The organism is Rhodococcus sp. F64268, from assembly GCF_023015605.1.
Taxonomy (GTDB): Bacteria; Actinomycetota; Actinomycetes; order Mycobacteriales; family Mycobacteriaceae; genus Rhodococcus.
Window position 1 is genome coordinate 183720 of the sequence record NZ_JALKAI010000005.1, and the last position, 16925, is coordinate 200644.

Genomic DNA, 16925 nt, shown 5'->3' on the forward strand with positions numbered 1-16925 from the left:
CCGACCCTTCCGCGCTGTGCCGTCGTGTCGGATCGCTGCATCCCGTTCTGCTGTGTCGAGATCTTCTGAGGAGTTCAGCTGTGAGTACCCCGGACACCACCGCCCCCACCGGGACCGCCCGCGTCAAGCGAGGCATGGCCGAAATGCTCAAGGGCGGTGTGATCATGGATGTGGTGACGCCGGACCAAGCGAAGATCGCAGAGGACGCAGGTGCGGTCGCGGTAATGGCACTCGAACGCGTGCCCGCGGACATCCGCGCACAGGGAGGGGTCTCGCGGATGAGTGACCCCGACATGATCGACGGCATCATCGAGGCCGTGTCGATTCCTGTCATGGCGAAGGCTCGGATCGGACACTTCGTCGAGGCACAGGTATTGCAGGCGCTCGGAGTCGACTACATCGACGAATCCGAGGTCCTCACCCCCGCCGACTACGAGAACCACATCGACAAGTTCGCGTTCACCGTGCCTTTCGTGTGTGGTGCCACCAACCTCGGGGAAGCGTTGCGCCGTATCAACGAGGGCGCCGCGATGATCCGTTCCAAGGGGGAGGCGGGCACCGGCGATGTCTCCAACGCCACTACCCACATGCGGCAGATCCGTCAGCAACTCCGGCGGCTGAGCTCGCTACCCGAAGACGAGCTCTACGTTGCAGCGAAAGAACTGCAGGCCCCGTACGACCTCGTCGTCGAGGTTGCGAAGGCAGGCAAACTTCCGGTGACGTTGTTCACGGCCGGGGGAATCGCCACGCCTGCGGATGCTGCGATGATGATGCAACTCGGCGCAGAAGGCGTGTTCGTCGGCTCCGGGATCTTCAAATCCGGCAACCCCGAGCAGCGCGCCGCAGCAATCGTCAAGGCCACCACCTTCTATGACGATCCCGACGTGCTCGCGAAGGTGTCTCGTGGGCTGGGCGAAGCCATGGTCGGCATCAACGTCGACGACATTCCGGTGCCGCATCGGCTCGCCGAGCGCGGTTGGTAGCCATCCCTGCCTTGTCACCGGGGCCCGGCGGATAACCTACTTCCGAGTACAAACGGAAAGGTCCCGCATGGCGAAGATCGAAGACATCCTCGAGCTCGAACGAATCGAAGAGAACATCTTCCGCGGTATTGCGACGGAGACGTTGCTGCCTCGGACGTTCGGCGGCCAGGTGGCGGGGCAGGCGCTGGTATCGGCGGTCCGCACCGTGGTTCCGGAGTTCCAGGTCCATTCCCTGCACGGCTATTTTCTCCGTCCGGGAGATCCCACGAAGGGCATCGTGTACCAGGTCGACCGGATCCGGGACGGGCGCTCGTTCTGCACGCGCCGGGTCACCGCCGTCCAGGACGGACGTGCGATCTTCACGATGTCGGCGTCCTTCCACGTCGACGATCGTGGCCTCGAGCATCAGGACGAGATGCCTACGGTGCCCCGACCGGAAGAGCTCCCCGACGCGAAGACCCTCGTCGAACAGGGCCGTGAGGAGTTTGCGTGGGCGTTGCGTGAGTGGTCGAACTGGGATTTCCGATTCGTGCCCCCGGAGCACATGGTCGCGGACCGGGGCGTGGCTGCGCACCAGCGGGTGTGGTTCCGTTCGCGTGCCGCACTTCCGGACGACCCGGTCTTCCACGTGTGCACACTCGCCTACATGAGCGATATGACCTTGCTCGGTTCCGCTCATGTGATTCATCCCGACGTAGCCACCCAGGACGCGTCGCTCGATCACGCCATGTGGTTCCTGCGTCCGTTCCGGGCCGACGACTGGTTGCTCTACGACCAGACGTCCCCGTCGGCGGGGTTCGGCCGTGCGTTGACCCAGGGCCGGATCTACGACAGTGAAGGAAACATGGTCGCCGCCGTCGTGCAGGAAGGGCTTACGCGCTGTCTGCGTGAGTCCTGATCTGCTCGGACCGTGTGGAGCGGCGGCCGCCGATGATATGAGAGGAAGGCGGTCGGCCGTGGCAACTTCGCTGCTGCACACCACCCCGACGATCGGAGTGCTCGCACTCCAAGGCGATGTGCGGGAGCATCGAGCAGCGCTTGAGGCGGCAGGTGCGCGCACCGTCGCGCTACGCCGTGAACGAGAACTCGATGCGGTCGACGGGATCGTGATTCCCGGTGGCGAATCGACGACCATGAGTAGGCTCCTCCGAGTCTTCGACCTGCTCGAACCGCTCCGTACGCGTCTGAAAGACGGGATACCTGCGTACGGCTCGTGCGCCGGGATGATTCTGCTCGCCACCGAGGTACTCGACACCCGTTCCGATGCCGAGCATCTCGACGTGCTCGACATTGCCGTGCGGCGGAATGCCTTCGGTCGCCAGGTGGATTCGTTCGAGACCGATATCGACATGGTCGGCATCGACGATGGACCGGTGCGGGCCGTGTTCATTCGCGCACCATGGGTGGAGCGGGTCGGTGCCGGGGTCGATGTCCTCGCGCGGGTTCCCCACGGCCCGGCCGCGGGGCGGGTCGTGGCGGTGCGGCGGGACGCGGTGTTCGCGACGTCGTTCCATCCCGAGGTGACCGGTGATCTGCGGGTCCATCGGCTCTTCGTCGAGGCGGTGCGCTCGCACGTCGCGGGCCGGTAGGTAGACTCGACTCTCCGAACTGTCGGTTTCACCGACTTCACATCGCCGGAAGGGGCTCGAAGCGAATGAGCGGCCACTCCAAATGGGCCACCACCAAGCACAAGAAGGCGGCCATCGACGCCAAGCGCGGCAAGATGTTCGCGAAACTCATCAAGAACATCGAGGTGGCAGCTCGTACCGGTGGTGGGGACCCCGGCGGGAATCCGACCCTGTTCGACGCCATTCAGAAGGCGAAGAAGAGTTCGGTTCCGAACGACAACATCGAACGGGCGCGTAAGCGCGGTGGCGGCGAGGAAGCCGGCGGCGCCGACTGGCAGACCATCACCTACGAGGGGTACGGCCCCAACGGTGTCGCGTTGCTCATCGAGTGCCTGACCGACAATCGTAATCGTGCTGCGGGCGAGGTCCGCACCGCAATGACTCGTAACGGCGGCAATATGGCCGATCCGGGCTCCGTCGCATACCTGTTCACCCGCAAGGGTGTCGTCACGCTCGAGAAGAACGGCCGGACGGAGGACGACCTTCTCGAGATCGTCCTCGACGCCGGCGCCGAAGAGATCAACGACCTCGGCGAGTCCTTCGAGATCGTCTCCGAACCGACGGACCTCGTTGCAGTTCGCACCGCGCTCATCGATGCGGGAATCGACTATGACGCAGCGGATCCCGACTTCCGTGCGTCGGTCGAGGTGCCTGTCGATGCGGAGGGCGCGCGGAAGGTCATGAAGCTGATCGATGCGCTCGAGGATTGCGACGATGTGCAGGACGTCTACTCGAACGTCGACATCCCCGACGAAGTCCTCGCCGAACTCGACGCCTGATCGACCGCCGTGGCGTCGGCCCCCGGGGCGGGCGCCACGACAGGTCGGATGTGCACACGGGCCTGAGCCGACGACACGGCCGGTGCGTGTCCTCGAGGCCGCGGCCGTGGTGTTCCGCTAGGCTCTCGAACAACTGTTCGTAGCGCGGGAAGGGTGTGGCGGTTGCGTGTGATGGGTGTCGACCCCGGCCTGACACGATGCGGATTCGGGATGGTCGACACCGGCCGAGGCCGGGTCGTCGTGCCCGTTGCTGTCGACGTGATCCGCACGCCCCCGGATCTCGATCTTGCCGAGCGGCTGTTGCAGATCTCCGATGCCGCCGAAGACTGGCTCGACCGTTACAAGCCGGACGTTGTCGCCGTCGAGCGGGTCTTCTCCCAGAACAACGTCCGCACCGCGATGGGAACCGCGCAGGCAGGGGGCGTGGTCGCCCTGTCGGCCGCCCGACGGGGTATCCCGGTCATGTTCCACACTCCTAGCCAGGTCAAATCCGCGGTCACCGGGAACGGCAGTGCCGACAAGAAGCAGATGACCGCGATGGTCACCCGTATCCTCGGGCTCGATACCCCGCCGAAACCGGCCGACGCCGCCGACGCATTGGCCTTGGCCATCTGTCACTGTTGGCGGGCGCCGATGCTGGCGCGGATGGCGGCAGCAGAAGCTGCGGCGGAAGAACAGAAGCGACGGTACGAACAACGGTTACGCGAACAGGTCGCGGCCCGGAAGGCAGGGACACGGTGATCGCCTCGGTACGCGGAGAGGTCCTCGAGATCGGCCTCGACCACGTCGTCATCGAATGCGGTGGGATCGGGTACCGCGTCAACGCCACACCGGCCACCCTCGCGACGTTGCGTCGTGGCGAGGAGACGCGACTCGTGACAGCGATGATCGTCCGCGAGGATTCCATGACCCTCTACGGATTCGCCGATTCGGAGGCGCGGGATCTCTTCGGACTACTGCAGACGGTGTCGGGTGTGGGCCCCCGCCTCGCGATGGCGACCCTGGCCGTCCTCGAACCTGCAGCGCTGCGCGCTGCCCTCGCCGACGGGAACACCGCGGCACTGACCCGGGTGCCCGGTATCGGCAAGCGCGGCGCCGAGCGCATGATCGTCGAACTACGCGACAAAGTCGCCGCGTACGGCGTCGACGAGAACGCGCCCACCTCGTCGGCGATATCCACGCCGATCAGAGAGCAGGTCGTCGAGGCCCTCGTCGGCCTGGGCTTTCCACTCAAGCAGGCGGAACAGTCGACCGACGCTGTGCTGACGGCGAATCCCGCCGCCGACACCTCCACCGCATTGCGTGCCGCGCTGTCGGCGTTGGGTAAGGCACGATGACCGACGACACACCCGCTCCGTTCGCCGACGAGTTCGGCGAGGAATCGCCGGTGACAGCCGAATACACCTCGTCCGACGGCGATATCGAAGCGAGCCTCCGGCCGAAGAGTCTCGACGATTTCATCGGTCAACCCCGGGTCCGGGAGCAGCTGCAACTGGTGCTACGCGGTGCCAAGATGCGCGGCGGCACGCCCGACCACATCCTCCTGTCCGGCCCACCCGGGCTGGGGAAGACCTCGATGGCGATGATCATCGCAGGCGAGCTGGGATCCTCGCTCCGGCTGACATCAGGCCCGGCACTCGAACGCGCAGGCGACCTTGCCGCGATGTTGTCGAACCTGGTCGAAGGCGATGTTCTCTTCATCGATGAGATCCACCGTATCGCCCGCCCTGCCGAGGAGATGCTCTATCTCGCGATGGAGGACTTCCGGGTGGATGTCGTCGTCGGCAAGGGCCCCGGCGCGACATCGATCCCCCTCGAGGTCGCCCCGTTCACCCTGGTCGGCGCGACCACGCGTTCCGGCGCCCTCACCGGCCCGCTGCGCGACCGTTTCGGCTTCACCGCTCACATGGACTTCTACGACCCGCCCGAACTCCAGCGGATCCTGCAGCGCTCGGCCCGCATACTCGGTATCGACCTGCACGAAGATGCCAGCGCGGAGATCGCCGGTCGTTCCCGTGGCACCCCGCGCATCGCGAACCGCCTGCTACGACGTGTCCGCGACTACGCCGATGTTCGCGCCGACGGCATCGTCACACGCGAGATCGCACAGGCCGCTCTCGAGGTGTACGACGTGGACCCGATCGGGCTCGATCGCCTCGACCGTGCCGTGCTCGGTGCGCTCGTGCGCAGCTTCGGAGGCGGACCGGTGGGTGTGTCGACGCTTGCGGTTGCAGTAGGCGAGGAACCTGCCACGGTCGAGGAGGTCTGCGAACCGTTCCTCGTACGTGCCGGCATGGTGGCACGCACTCCACGGGGACGTGTCGCGACGCAGGCCGCGTGGTTGCAGCTTGGCCTGACACCCCCTCCGGACGCTGCCGCCGGCGGGATCGAGGTGCGTGCCCGCGAACCGCACGTCGATTCGTATGCCGAGGAGTGAAGGCGTCTCATCGCCGCACACCGGACGGCAGGACATACCTTCCCGTTCGAGGTAGTGGCACACTGGTCTATTGCGTCGGTCCGTGGAGGCCGACAGAGCGTTGCTGTGGCGGACGCCATGGCTACACCGGTTACGAACCCGAGGACTGACTTCAACGATGGAATTGCTCTTCCCGCTCCTGATTCTCGCACTGCTCGTGCCCACGTTCCTGGGTGTGCGGCGCCAGAAGAAGGAGATGCAGAAGGTTACCGCCCTTCAAGACTCCTTGACTGTCGGCGACCGAGTCGTCACTACAGCGGGTCTGCACGCCACCGTGGTGGACCTGCACGACGACACCGTCGGTCTCGAGGTGGCCCCGGGCGTCGTCACAGTGTGGTCGCGCTTGGTCATCCGTGAGCGGATCGAGGAGCCGGCCGTGGCCGATGACCTCGACTCGATTTCGCTCCGCAAGGACGCCGACACCACATCACCCGAGGCGGGTCCGACCGAGCACTGAGGCGTACGCTCAGCCGTCTCGACCCGCCGACGCGTCCCACGTGGTCGACACCGCGGTAGCCGGTGTCGATCCGTCACGCCCTGCGCGGCCGCTTCACCGACCCACTCACTCGTATCGAGGAGACTGACAGACCGTGGCACCTTCCAATGGATCGGTGCATCCCGCGCGCGCACTTGCCCTGTTCGGGGTGATTCTCGTCGCGTTGTATGCACTGGTCTTCTTCACCGGGGACAAGTCGCCGACCCCGAAACTCGGCATCGATCTGCAAGGCGGCACGCGAGTGACGCTGACGGCACGCACCCCCGATGGGAGCAACCCGAGCCAGGAGAGTCTCTCGCAGGCCCAGCAGATCATCGAGACCCGTGTCAACGGTCTCGGCGTGTCGGGTTCCGAGGTCGTCGTCGACGGCGACAACCTGGTGATCACGGTTCCCGGCGACGACAGTGCGCAGGCCAAGACGCTGGGCCAGACCGCCCGTCTGTACATCCGGCCGGTCATCGGTGGTCCGATCGACAGTTCCATGACGGCGGACCAGCTCACCGAGCAGGCGCCGGCGGACGGAGTGGATCCCGCCGCGCCGCAGGGCGCCGATCCCGCCGCGCCGCAGGGCGCCGATCCCACCGCACCGGAAGGCACTGACCCGGCAGCACCGGTTCAGCCGGAGTCTGCGGAGCAGACACCGAACGATGCTCCGGAACCGCAGGGCCGACCGTTCCCAGCGCAGGACCCCACCGATACTCCCGCCGAAACCGATGCTCCGGCCGAGCCCGGGGACGACTCTGCTCCCGCACCGGAGCAACCTGCCCCGGCACCGCAGGACTCCGAGCCGCTGACCCAGCAGGAGCAGGCCGCAGCCGACATCGCCGCAGCGAAGGCGACCAGGCAGAGCGAAGACCCGATGGTGCAGCAGGAAGCCGCGCTCGCCCTCGACTGCTCGGCCACCGATCCGTTGGCAGGCAACGATGATCCGGCGCTCCCGCTCGTGGCATGTTCGACCGACGGCACGGCGATCTACCTGCTCGGACCGAGCATCATCGATGGGCAGCAGATCGACGACGCGACGTCGGGTTTCAACAGCCAGCAGTCGCGTTACGAGGTGAGCCTGACATTCGATGACGAAGGCAGCACCACCTGGGCGCAGTACACCGCCGCGAACATCGGTTCGCAGGCTGCATTCGTGCTCGATTCGAAGGTCGTGAGTGCACCCGTCATCCAGGGCGCGACACCTGCGGGTAGCGCCACCTCGATCACGGGCCAGTTCACCAACACCCAGGCCGCCGAGTTGGCGAACACCCTCAAGTACGGCTCGCTCCCGTTGTCGTTCGTAGCCTCCGAAGCCCAGACGGTGTCCGCGACGCTGGGCTTCGCTTCTCTCGAAGCGGGTCTGATCGCCGGTGCGGTCGGTCTGGTTCTGGTTCTGATCTTCTGCCTCGTGTACTACCGGGCGCTGGGTCTGCTCACCGCGTTGTCGCTGGTGCTCGCCGGCCTGGCCGTCTACGCGATCATGGTGCTGCTCGGCCGCTACATCGGGTACACCCTCGACCTGGCGGGTATCGCAGGCCTCATCATCGGAATCGGCATGACTGCCGACTCGTTCGTCGTGTTCTTCGAACGAATCAAGGACGAGATCCGGGAGGGCCGCAGCTTCCGGTCGGCGGTACCGCGTGGTTGGGCTCGCGCCCGCCGCACCATCCTCTCGGGTAACGCAGTCAGTTTCATCGCTGCCGCCGTGTTGTATGTCCTGGCAGTCGGCCAGGTTCGTGGCTTCGCATTCACCCTGGGTCTGACCACGATCCTCGACGTCGTGGTGGTCTTCCTTGTGACCTGGCCACTCGTCCACCTCGCGTCCAAGTCGAAGACGTGGTCCAAGCCGAGCATGAACGGTCTCGGCGCGATTCAAGAGGTGGCGCGTGAGCGTCAGCTCGCTGCGGCTTCGGCGAAGGAGGCGTGACGATGACCGACACGACGACGGCATCGACCGGCTCGCGGAAGGGAAGGCTCTCCGGTCTGTACACCGGCACAGGAGCCTTCGAGATCATCGGACAGCGCAAGCGCTACTACATCATCACCGCCGCGATCGTGGCGGTCGCTCTGCTGAGCATGCTCGTGCGCGGTTTCACCTGGGGTATCGATTTCGAGGGTGGTACCCGGATTCAGATGCCCGCGGTGGCAGGCGCGACCACCTCCGACGTCGAAACGGTGTTCAGCGACACGATCGGATCCGAGCCGGAATCGGTGCAGACCGTCGGTGCGGGAGCGGGAGCAACCTTCCAGATCCGGTCGGAGGCTCTCGACCTGGGGCAGGTCGAGGCGGTGCAGACCGCGCTGTACGACGAATTCCAGCCGCTGGGTGCCGACGGAGAGCCGTCGCGCAACGCCATCAGCGTCGCGGACGTCAGCGAGACCTGGGGCGGACAGATCACGCAGAAGGCGCTGATCGCACTGCTCGTGTTCCTGGTGATCGTGAGCGTCTACATCGGGGTTCGGTACGAGCGGGACATGGCGATCGCGGCCATCGCCGCGATGTTCTTCGACATCATCGTCACCGCAGGCGTCTACTCCCTGATCGGGTTCGAGGTGACACCCGCGACCGTCATCGGTCTGCTGACGATCCTCGGGTTCTCGCTGTACGACACGGTGGTCGTATTCGACAAGGTCGAGGAGAACACGCGCGGGCTCATGCATCTGCACCGCCGGACCTACGCGGAACAGACCAACCTGGCGGTCAACCAGACTCTGATGCGGTCGATCAACACCACGATCATCTCGGTGCTGCCGGTGATCGCACTGATGGTGATCGCCGTGTGGATGCTCGGTGTGGGAACCCTCAAGGACCTCGCGCTCGTGCAGCTGGTGGGAATCGTGGTCGGTGCGTACTCGTCGGTGTTCTTCGCGAGTCCGCTACTAGTTACGCTCAAGGAATGGCGTGGCCCGATCGCGAAGCACACCCGCAAGGTCCTCGCGAAGCGGGAAGAGGCAGCGGCGCGTGCGCAGAGCCGTGCCGGTGACCTCGCACCCGCGGGCGGTGACCTCGCGCACGCGGGCGACGATGCCTCGGCCGCGCCGACCGTGAGCTTCGCTTCGCAGCGCCCGGCGCCTCCACAGCGGACTCCGCAACCAGGTGCCCGCCCGACCGGAAAGCGTGCCAAGAGAAGGTCCTGATATGGCTGCGAGCGAAAGCAACGAGCGACCCCACCAGCGACCCCACCAGCGACGCAGCCGACTCCTCCGGAGGTTGGTTGCGGTCGGCGCGGCACTTACCGCGGCCGCCGTGACCACCGTGGCGTGCAGCACGGAAGACGAGCCGCTGCCGTCGATCGGATACATGATCGACAACACAGTGACCTCGTACAACGCGAATACGGTGGACGGGGCTGCCTCCGGAGCCCGGCAGGCGCTGGCCAGGGTCCTGCCCGGTTTCGGGTACGTGGGCCCGGCCGGCCGCGTCGTCGCCGACACCGACATCGGTACGGCAACGGTGATCCCGGGCGACCAGCTCACCGTCCAGTACCGGCTCTCGCCCGGCAGCGTCTACTCCGACGGTGTGCCGATGTCATGCGACGACCTTGTGCTCACCTGGGCTGCCGCCAGCGGGCGTTTCACCGCGCCGGACGAGTCGGGTACCGAGACCGATCTGTTCGATGCGGCGCTCCGCGGCGGCTACGCCGACATCGAGCGCATCGACTGCGCACCTGGTTCCAAGGACGCGACCGTGGTGTTCCGTCCGGACCGTGGAGACGCCGACTGGAAGTCGCTGTTCGGTGCCACCGAGCTGATGCCTTCCCACGTCGTAGCGCGGGCTTCCGGGGTCACCGACCTGGTGGGTGTCCTGACCGGCGGTGACGTCGAGGCGGTCCGGCCGATCGCCGAATTCTGGAACACCGGGTGGGCTTTGACACCGGGAGCTCTGGATCCGGCTCTGTTGCCGTCGTCCGGGCCGTATCGGATCGAGTCATACACCGAAGACGAGGGGCTCGTCCTCGTAGCGAACGACCGGTGGTGGGGTAATCCGCCCGGCACCGACCGGATCGTCGTGTGGCCCCGAGGGACCGCCGCGCAGGCCGCAGCCGAGGACGGACGGGTCCAGGTCGTCGACAGTGCCGACGGAGCGCTCGGGCACATCTCGGCGCTCGGGGAGACGGTGGAGTCGACTACCTCGGCCTCGCGCAACCTCGAACAACTCGTCTTCGCGACGAATGGGGTCTTCGAGAATCCCGCAGCTCGCCGAGCACTGGCGTCGTGCGTGCCGCGGCAGCAACTGTTCGACGAACTCGGTGCTGCGACCGACGACGAACGATCGGGTCTCGTCGGGTCGAGATTGCTCCCGACGGATTCGCCACTGTATCCACTCGTATTGGGGCCGTCCGACCGGTTCGGCACGGTGGATCTCGACGCGGCGCGTTCTGAGCGTGACCGTTCGGGGCAGGAGCGGATCCAGGTGCGGATCGGATACACGGCACCGGACATGCGTCGCGCGCGCACTGTCGAACTGATCGCGCAGTCGTGCCGTGATGCAGGCATCGACGTCGTCGACGCGGGGGCCGAGGCGTTCGTCCCGTCGCAGCTCGGTGCGGGTGAGATCGACGCGGTGCTCGCCGGGACCGCCGGGGTGTCGGGGGCAGGCGGCCGGGCCGACATGGAAGGTGCACGTGGCGCACTGCATTCACGTGCGGGAAGCAACATCGGCGGCTACGCCAACGGGCGTATCGACGAGATCCTCGACGGTCTCCTCGTGGCCGGGGACAATGCGACGGTGCTGGGGCTCGTGGAGGAGGGCGAGCGGATCCTGTGGGACGAGATGCCCACACTGCCGCTGTTCCTGCAGCCGCGCACCATCGGATTCGCCCCGAACATGCACGCCGCGCTCAGCAATCCGACGGCAGCAGGTGCGGGTTGGAATATGGATCGGTGGATACTTACCGGGTGAACGTTCTACGCACTGCCGATCCCGACCTGCTCCGAGAGGCCGCTGCTGCGGTGACGGCCCACACGCGCTGGGTCGACGATTTTCCAAGCCCCGGCGTTCGTTTTGCCGATCTCACACCGGTGTTCGCTCACGGCCCGGCGTACGCGGCAGTCGTCGCGGCGCTGGCCTCGGCCGCACCGGACGCCGAGATCGTTGCCGGGATCGATGCCCGCGGTTTCCTGCTCGGCGGTGGGATGGCGCGCGAACTCGGTGTGGGCGTGCTCGCCGTGCGCAAAGCAGGCAAACTGCCGCCACCGGTGCAGACGTGTGAGTACACGCTCGAGTACGGTACGGCCGCCATCGAGATTCCCGACGAGTCGCCGTCGTTGCGTGGGCGCAGAGTTCTCGTGGTGGACGATGTCCTCGCCACCGGCGGGACGCTCGGCGCCACTCTGGAACTGCTCGAGCGGGTCGGGGCGGACGTCGTCGGGGTCACCGTGGTGACCGAACTCGAGGCGCTCGGCGGACGTGCGCGCCTGGAAAGCTACCCGCTGACGTCGCTGGTGCGTCTCTGAGGATTACAGTTGGCGGAAAGCCGGTGTTCCGGAGCCAGCGATGGGAGGAACGGGGATGACCCAGAATCTTGACAAGTCCCAGAGCGCTGGTGCGGCACCCGCAGCGACACCTGCGTCGAGCTCGGCGTCGCGGCGTGTGCGGGCTCGCCTCGCGCGCCGGATCACCGGTCAGCGCGGCACCACCGTCAAGCCGGTGCTCGAACCGCTGGTGACGATCCATCGCGAGCTGTATCCCAAGGCCGACCTGTCGCAATTGCAGCGTGCCTACGATGTTGCGGAGGAACGGCACGCGAGCCAGCGGCGCAAATCCGGCGATCCGTACATCACCCACCCGCTGGCGGTCGCGACGATCCTCGCCGAACTGGGCATGGATACGACGACGTTGATCGCCGCGTTGCTGCACGACACGGTCGAAGATACCGGCTACAGCCTCGAACAGCTCACCTCGGAGTTCGGGGAGGAAGTCGCGCACCTCGTCGACGGTGTCACCAAGCTCGACAAGGTCGTGCTCGGCAACGCCGCGGAGGCCGAGACCATCCGAAAGATGATCATCGCCATGGCCCGTGATCCCCGGGTGCTGGTGATCAAGGTGGCCGACCGACTGCACAACATGCGCACGATGCGATTCCTGCCGCCCGAGAAGCAGGCACGTAAGGCTCGGGAAACGCTCGAGGTCATCGCGCCGCTCGCGCACCGACTCGGGATGGCGACCGTCAAGTGGGAACTCGAGGACCTCTCGTTCGCGATCCTGCATCCGAAGAAGTACGAGGAGATCGTGCGATTGGTCGCGAACCGCGCCCCGTCCCGCGACACATATCTGGCCAAGGTGCGCGACGAGATCGGGTCCTCGCTCGCTGCGTCACGGATCGATGCCACCGTCGAGGGCCGCCCCAAGCACTACTGGTCGATCTATCAGAAGATGATCGTCAAGGGCCGCGACTTCGACGACATCCACGACCTGGTGGGTATGCGGATTCTGTGCAACGAGGTCCGCGACTGCTACGCCGCTGTCGGCGTCGTCCATTCCCTGTGGCAGCCCATGGCGGGGCGGTTCAAGGACTACATCGCGCAGCCGCGGTACGGCGTGTATCAGTCGCTGCACACGACGGTCATCGGTCCCGAAGGGAAGCCGCTCGAAGTGCAGATCCGGACGCGCGACATGCACCGCACCGCCGAGTTCGGGATTGCCGCGCACTGGCGGTACAAGGAGACGAAAGGCCGGCATTCGGGCGATGTCGCCGAGGTCGACGACATGGCGTGGATGCGTCAACTGCTCGACTGGCAACGTGAAGCCGCCGATCCCGGCGAGTTCCTCGAATCTCTGCGTTACGACCTCGCCGTCAAAGAGATCTTCGTGTTCACCCCCAAGGGCGAGGTCATCACGTTGCCATCGGGTTCGACCCCCGTGGACTTCGCGTACGCGGTGCATACGGAAGTCGGACATCGATGTATCGGGGCACGGGTCAACGGAAGACTCGTAGCCCTCGAACGCAAACTCGAGAACGGCGAGGTCGTCGAGGTGTTCACCTCGAAGGACCCGAATGCCGGTCCGAGCCGCGACTGGCAGGCGTTCGTTGTCTCTCCCCGGGCGAAGGCGAAGATCCGGCAGTGGTTCGCGAAGGAACGCCGGGAGGAAGCACTCGAAGCGGGCAAGGAAGCGATCGCGAAGGAAGTCCGCCGGGTCGGGCTACCGTTGCAGCGGTTGATGAACGCCGACCTGATGGTGGCGGTCGCCAAGGAACTGCACTACGCCGATGTGTCGGCGCTCTACACAGCTGTCGGTGAGCATCATGTCTCCGCTCACCACGCCGTCCAACGCCTCGTCGCCTTGCTCGGCGGTGTCGGCGGCGTCGAAGAAGAACTCGCCGAACGGTCCACACCGTCCACGATCCCCACCCGCTCGCGGCAGAGCGGCGACTCCGGGATCCTCGTCCCGGGCGCGCCGGGCACCGTGTCGAAGCTCGCGAAGTGCTGTACCCCGGTCCCGGGCGACGAGATCATGGGGTTCGTGACGCGCACCGGCTCGGTGAGCGTGCACCGCACGGACTGCACGAATGCGGGTTCTCTGCGTGAGCAATCCGAGCGGATCATCGAGGTCGAGTGGGCGCCGTCGCCGTCATCGGTGTTCCTCGTCGCGATCCAGATCGAGGCACTCGACCGGCATCGGTTGCTCTCCGACGTGACGAAGGCGCTGGCCGACGAGAAGGTCAACATTCTGTCTGCATCCGTCACCACCACCGGCGACCGGGTCGCGGTGAGCCGATTCACCTTCGAAATGGGTGATCCGAAGCATCTCGGGCACGTGCTGAACGTGGTCCGCAATGTCGAGGGCGTTTACGACGTCTACCGCGTGACCTCGGCGGCCTAGGTGTAGTTCCCGGGGACGGATCGAGCGGTCACCCCACCGACGTGATCGTCACAGGGGTGTTCGGTACGCCGCCGCCCAGAATCGAGCTGGCGTCGTGACCGGTCGCCGCCGCGGCATCAAGGAGTGCCAGTGACTCGTCGGTGATGCGTGCGAAGGCCGTGTAATCGGGGCGCAGCAGCGTGTCGCCGGTGATCAGGAAGAACTGACTTCCGTTCGTGTCGGCTCTGCCGCTGTCCGCCACGGCTACCGTCCCGCGCGGGTAGGCGACTATCTGCGGGGGCCTTCCCGTCGCGGTCTGTGCCGTCAACTGCTGCACTGGATACTCGTCCGGATAGGTGTAGCCCGGCCCACCTGTGCCGGTCCCGGTCGGATCGCCACACTGGTAGTACTGCTGACCGATTTCGTCGGCCAGTCGATGGCATGACGTGCCGTTGTAGAAGCCTTGTCGGGCCAGGCTGACGAAACTGTTGACCGTGCAGGGAGCACGGCCTCTGTCGAGGACGAGATCGATGCGGCCGATGGAGGTCTCGAACGTTACGCCCGCTGAGCCGGTCGTCGATGCGGATGTCGAGGGAAGTGTCGCGCTCCGGGCAGCCGATCCCGACGTCGTGTACGTGCAGGAGACCGTGGGGGAATCCACCGGAGGGGTCTCGGGGAGGCGGGGGTAACGGGACACGGCTTCGCTGGTCAGTGCGTGACTGGGAGCCTGGGTTGTGGTGGCGGGTGGAGGTGTTGCGGCTGTACCGCTGGAACAGCCGGCTGTCAGTGTTGCACCGAGGAGCACGCCTGCGGCGGCGAAACCGCGCAATCCGGACGAGCCGATCGATGTAGGAGAGATCACAGAGTTGGTAGCGTAGCCGACAGAATCACGATTCGATAGAGGTGTTGTCAATTTTCCGTAAACCGCAGACGGATGTGTCGGCGGCCGACATGGAAGACGGGGTGTTCCTCGCCGAGGCGGCGAGGAACACCCCGATTGTCAGGAACCGTGCTCTACGACGAGACGCTCACCGATTCGATCTGTACGGGGCGATTCGGAGCGCCGCCGCCTGCCGACATCGAACCGTCGTCGCCTGCCGCAGCGACCTCCTCGATGACTGCGAGGCCTGCTTCGTCGACTGTGCCGAACACGGTGTACGTCGGGGGCAGCTGCGAGTCCTCGTAGACGAGGAAGAACTGGCTGCCGTTGCTGCCGGGCTGTCCGGTGTTGGCCATGGCGATCGTGCCGCGCGGGTACACCACCGGCTGACGTAGCTGCGGTGCGCCCTTGGCGTAGAAGTTCTCCGGGTACTCGGTGTCGAATCCGTAACCCGGGCCACCGGTGCCGGTGCCCGTCGGGTCACCACACTGCAGTACCTGCAGTCCGGGCGACGTCACGAGCCGGTGACAGGGAGTGTCGTCGAAGTAGCCCTGCTCGGCGAGCGAAACGAAACTGTTCACCGTGCATGGTGCAGAGGCCCGGTCCAGCAACAACCCGATGGGCCCCGCGCTCGTGGTCATCGAAACCTCGGCGATGCCCGCAGCAGGCACATCCGAGTCGGATGGCGATGTCACCTCCTTGGCGGCTTGCCCGTCCGGTGTATAGGTGCACGAGACGGGGTCGCCGTCCGCGGGACGCTCGGGCAGTGCGCCCGACGCGGGCGGCTGGTCGGCCTCGGAACTGATGGATGTGGTCGTCGTGGTGTCGCTCGCGGAGTCGTCGGCGCAGCCGGCCAGCAGCAGGGCCAGGCCTGCGCCGGCGGCAACGGTGGTGCGCAATCGGATCATCAGTCCATCCTCACACTCGTGAGAGTTGTTTCCAGGGCCGGGGCGCCGTCCTGGCCACCACCGACAACTCCGCTCGCCGCGATCTTGTCGAGTGTCTCGAGCCCGGTCTCGTCGATTTCACCGAAGACCGTGTACTGCGGCGGGAGGACGGAATCGCCGTAGACCAAGAAGAACTGGCTGCCGTTGGTCCCCGGTCCGGCATTCGCCATCGCGAGGGTGCCGCGCTTGTATGTCATCGGTTCCTGGGATGCGGGGTCGTCGGCCGCGAACTGATCGGTCGGGAACTCGTTCGCGAATTGGTAGCCGGGTCCACCGGACCCGGACCCCGTCGGATCGCCGCACTGCAGCACCTGCAAGCTGGGGGACGTCGTCAGCCGATGGCACGTGGTCGCGTCGAAGTAGCTCTGTGACGCGAGCGACAGGAAACTGTTGACCGTGCACGGCGAATCGGCGTTGTGCAGGATCAGCCCGATGTTGCCTTGCGATGTCTCGACACTGACGCTGATGTCGGTGTTGGCCTCGCCGGAGGTGAGGATCCCCTCGGTGCGCGGAGGCTCTACCGGTTTCGACGGTTCGCGGCCATCGGCCGGATACTCGCAGCTCACGGTTTCGGCGAGGGGTTCGGCCCGGCCGTCGGGCAGTGCCGGGTACTCGGATTCGGAGGTGTCGGTCGCTGCGGTCTCGGGGGGCGTGTCCTCGGAACCTCCGTTCATGGTCCACAGGACAGCGACCGCGCCGACCACCACGACGACGCCGAGTGCCGACAGTCCGATTGTCAGACGACGCCGTTGACGTTCGCGTTCCGCTCGGCGCTCGAGCTGACGCTCGAGTTTGCGTTTCGCGGCCTGGCGCCGCTGTGCATTGCTCGGCACTGCGTTTGTCCTCCCGTGAACCGATCGATGTACTGGTGCCCGCGTTCAGGCCGAGTCGAGTTTGCCACCCCAACCTGAGAACGGGGCGTCAGGGCACAGCGCTTAGGCTGTACG

Annotated in this window: 16 protein-coding genes; 13 read left to right on the forward strand and 3 right to left on the reverse strand. The window is 66.0% G+C overall.

Annotated elements, in window-relative coordinates; translation table 11 throughout:
* The first annotated feature begins 80 nt into the window (after positions 1 to 80).
* The 13 genes from pdxS (at position 81) to MWU77_RS15865 (ending at position 14172) form a co-directional block, all read left to right on the forward strand.
* On the forward strand, positions 81 to 983 hold the full coding sequence (pdxS, locus tag MWU77_RS15805) for a pyridoxal 5'-phosphate synthase lyase subunit PdxS (RefSeq protein WP_169688850.1): 903 nt from the start codon (positions 81 to 83) through the stop codon (positions 981 to 983).
* Positions 984 to 1050: 67 nt separating this feature from the next.
* Entirely contained in the window at positions 1051 to 1881 is an 831-nt protein-coding gene (locus MWU77_RS15810) for an acyl-CoA thioesterase II (RefSeq protein ID WP_169688851.1), read from the forward strand.
* A 73-nt stretch (positions 1882 to 1954) separates the two neighbouring features.
* On the forward strand, positions 1955 to 2572 hold the full coding sequence (gene pdxT, locus MWU77_RS15815) for a pyridoxal 5'-phosphate synthase glutaminase subunit PdxT (protein WP_240959548.1): 618 nt from the start codon (positions 1955 to 1957) through the stop codon (positions 2570 to 2572).
* A 65-nt stretch (positions 2573 to 2637) separates the two neighbouring features.
* Entirely contained in the window at positions 2638 to 3390 is a 753-nt protein-coding gene (locus tag MWU77_RS15820; RefSeq protein ID WP_169688853.1) for a YebC/PmpR family DNA-binding transcriptional regulator, read from the forward strand.
* Positions 3391 to 3552: 162 nt separating this feature from the next.
* A complete protein-coding gene (gene ruvC / locus MWU77_RS15825) occupies positions 3553 to 4131 on the forward strand; it encodes a crossover junction endodeoxyribonuclease RuvC (protein ID WP_169688934.1) in 579 nt (192 codons plus the stop codon).
* A complete protein-coding gene (gene ruvA, locus MWU77_RS15830; RefSeq protein WP_169688854.1) occupies positions 4128 to 4727 on the forward strand; it encodes a Holliday junction branch migration protein RuvA in 600 nt (199 codons plus the stop codon). Before ruvC ends, ruvA begins: the two co-directional genes overlap by 4 nt.
* Complete coding sequence (gene ruvB, locus MWU77_RS15835) at positions 4724 to 5827, forward strand: Holliday junction branch migration DNA helicase RuvB (RefSeq protein ID WP_169688855.1); 1104 nt, start codon at positions 4724 to 4726, stop codon at positions 5825 to 5827. The genes ruvA and ruvB overlap by 4 nt, the downstream gene beginning before the upstream one ends.
* 157 nt (positions 5828 to 5984) lie before the next feature.
* Positions 5985 to 6323, forward strand: coding sequence for a preprotein translocase subunit YajC (yajC, locus tag MWU77_RS15840; RefSeq protein WP_169688856.1), 339 nt, complete (start codon positions 5985 to 5987; stop codon positions 6321 to 6323).
* A gap of 133 nt (positions 6324 to 6456) precedes the next feature.
* Positions 6457 to 8274, forward strand: coding sequence for a protein translocase subunit SecD (gene secD, locus MWU77_RS15845; protein ID WP_247274190.1), 1818 nt, complete (start codon positions 6457 to 6459; stop codon positions 8272 to 8274).
* Positions 8275 to 8276: 2 nt separating this feature from the next.
* Complete coding sequence (gene secF / locus MWU77_RS15850; protein WP_247274191.1) at positions 8277 to 9485, forward strand: protein translocase subunit SecF; 1209 nt, start codon at positions 8277 to 8279, stop codon at positions 9483 to 9485.
* A 1-nt stretch (position 9486) separates the two neighbouring features.
* Positions 9487 to 11250, forward strand: coding sequence for an ABC transporter substrate-binding protein (locus MWU77_RS15855; protein WP_169688859.1), 1764 nt, complete (start codon positions 9487 to 9489; stop codon positions 11248 to 11250).
* Positions 11247 to 11804 (forward strand): adenine phosphoribosyltransferase, encoded by a 558-nt coding sequence (locus tag MWU77_RS15860; protein ID WP_374229884.1) that lies wholly within the window; start codon positions 11247 to 11249, stop codon positions 11802 to 11804. The genes MWU77_RS15855 and MWU77_RS15860 overlap by 4 nt, the downstream gene beginning before the upstream one ends.
* 55 nt (positions 11805 to 11859) lie before the next feature.
* The gene (locus MWU77_RS15865) at positions 11860 to 14172 is read left to right on the forward strand and encodes a bifunctional (p)ppGpp synthetase/guanosine-3',5'-bis(diphosphate) 3'-pyrophosphohydrolase (RefSeq protein ID WP_169688860.1); all 2313 of its coding nucleotides are present in this window, start codon (positions 11860 to 11862) and stop codon (positions 14170 to 14172) included.
* 28 nt (positions 14173 to 14200) lie between these two features.
* Here the strand turns inward: MWU77_RS15865 and MWU77_RS15870 are convergent, their stop codons facing one another.
* The 3 genes from MWU77_RS15870 to MWU77_RS15880 form a co-directional block, all read right to left on the reverse strand.
* Positions 14201 to 15013: a peptidylprolyl isomerase gene (locus MWU77_RS15870; protein WP_247274192.1), complete on the reverse strand. Its 813-nt coding sequence runs from the start codon at positions 15011 to 15013 to the stop codon at positions 14201 to 14203.
* A gap of 152 nt (positions 15014 to 15165) precedes the next feature.
* The gene (locus MWU77_RS15875) at positions 15166 to 15939 is read right to left on the reverse strand and encodes a peptidylprolyl isomerase (protein ID WP_169688861.1); all 774 of its coding nucleotides are present in this window, start codon (positions 15937 to 15939) and stop codon (positions 15166 to 15168) included.
* On the reverse strand, positions 15939 to 16811 hold the full coding sequence (locus tag MWU77_RS15880) for a peptidylprolyl isomerase (protein WP_169688862.1): 873 nt from the start codon (positions 16809 to 16811) through the stop codon (positions 15939 to 15941). The genes MWU77_RS15875 and MWU77_RS15880 overlap by 1 nt, the downstream gene beginning before the upstream one ends.
* Positions 16812 to 16925 lie beyond the last annotated feature (114 nt).

Excerpts from the sequence above, each read along its gene's own strand:
- MWU77_RS15855 (WP_169688859.1), top strand. The coding sequence starts at position 9,487 with ATGGCTGCGAGCGAAAGCAACGAGCGACCCCACCAGCGACCCCACCAG.
- MWU77_RS15865 (WP_169688860.1), top strand. The coding sequence starts at position 11,860 with ATGACCCAGAATCTTGACAAGTCCCAGAGCGCTGGTGCGGCACCCGCA.
- MWU77_RS15820 (WP_169688853.1), top strand. The coding sequence starts at position 2,638 with ATGAGCGGCCACTCCAAATGGGCCACCACCAAGCACAAGAAGGCGGCC.
- MWU77_RS15810 (WP_169688851.1), top strand. The coding sequence starts at position 1,051 with ATGGCGAAGATCGAAGACATCCTCGAGCTCGAACGAATCGAAGAGAAC.
- secF (WP_247274191.1), top strand. The coding sequence starts at position 8,277 with ATGACCGACACGACGACGGCATCGACCGGCTCGCGGAAGGGAAGGCTC.
- yajC (WP_169688856.1), top strand. The coding sequence starts at position 5,985 with ATGGAATTGCTCTTCCCGCTCCTGATTCTCGCACTGCTCGTGCCCACG.
- MWU77_RS15875 (WP_169688861.1), bottom strand. The coding sequence starts at position 15,939 with ATGATCCGATTGCGCACCACCGTTGCCGCCGGCGCAGGCCTGGCCCTG.
- ruvB (WP_169688855.1), top strand. The coding sequence starts at position 4,724 with ATGACCGACGACACACCCGCTCCGTTCGCCGACGAGTTCGGCGAGGAA.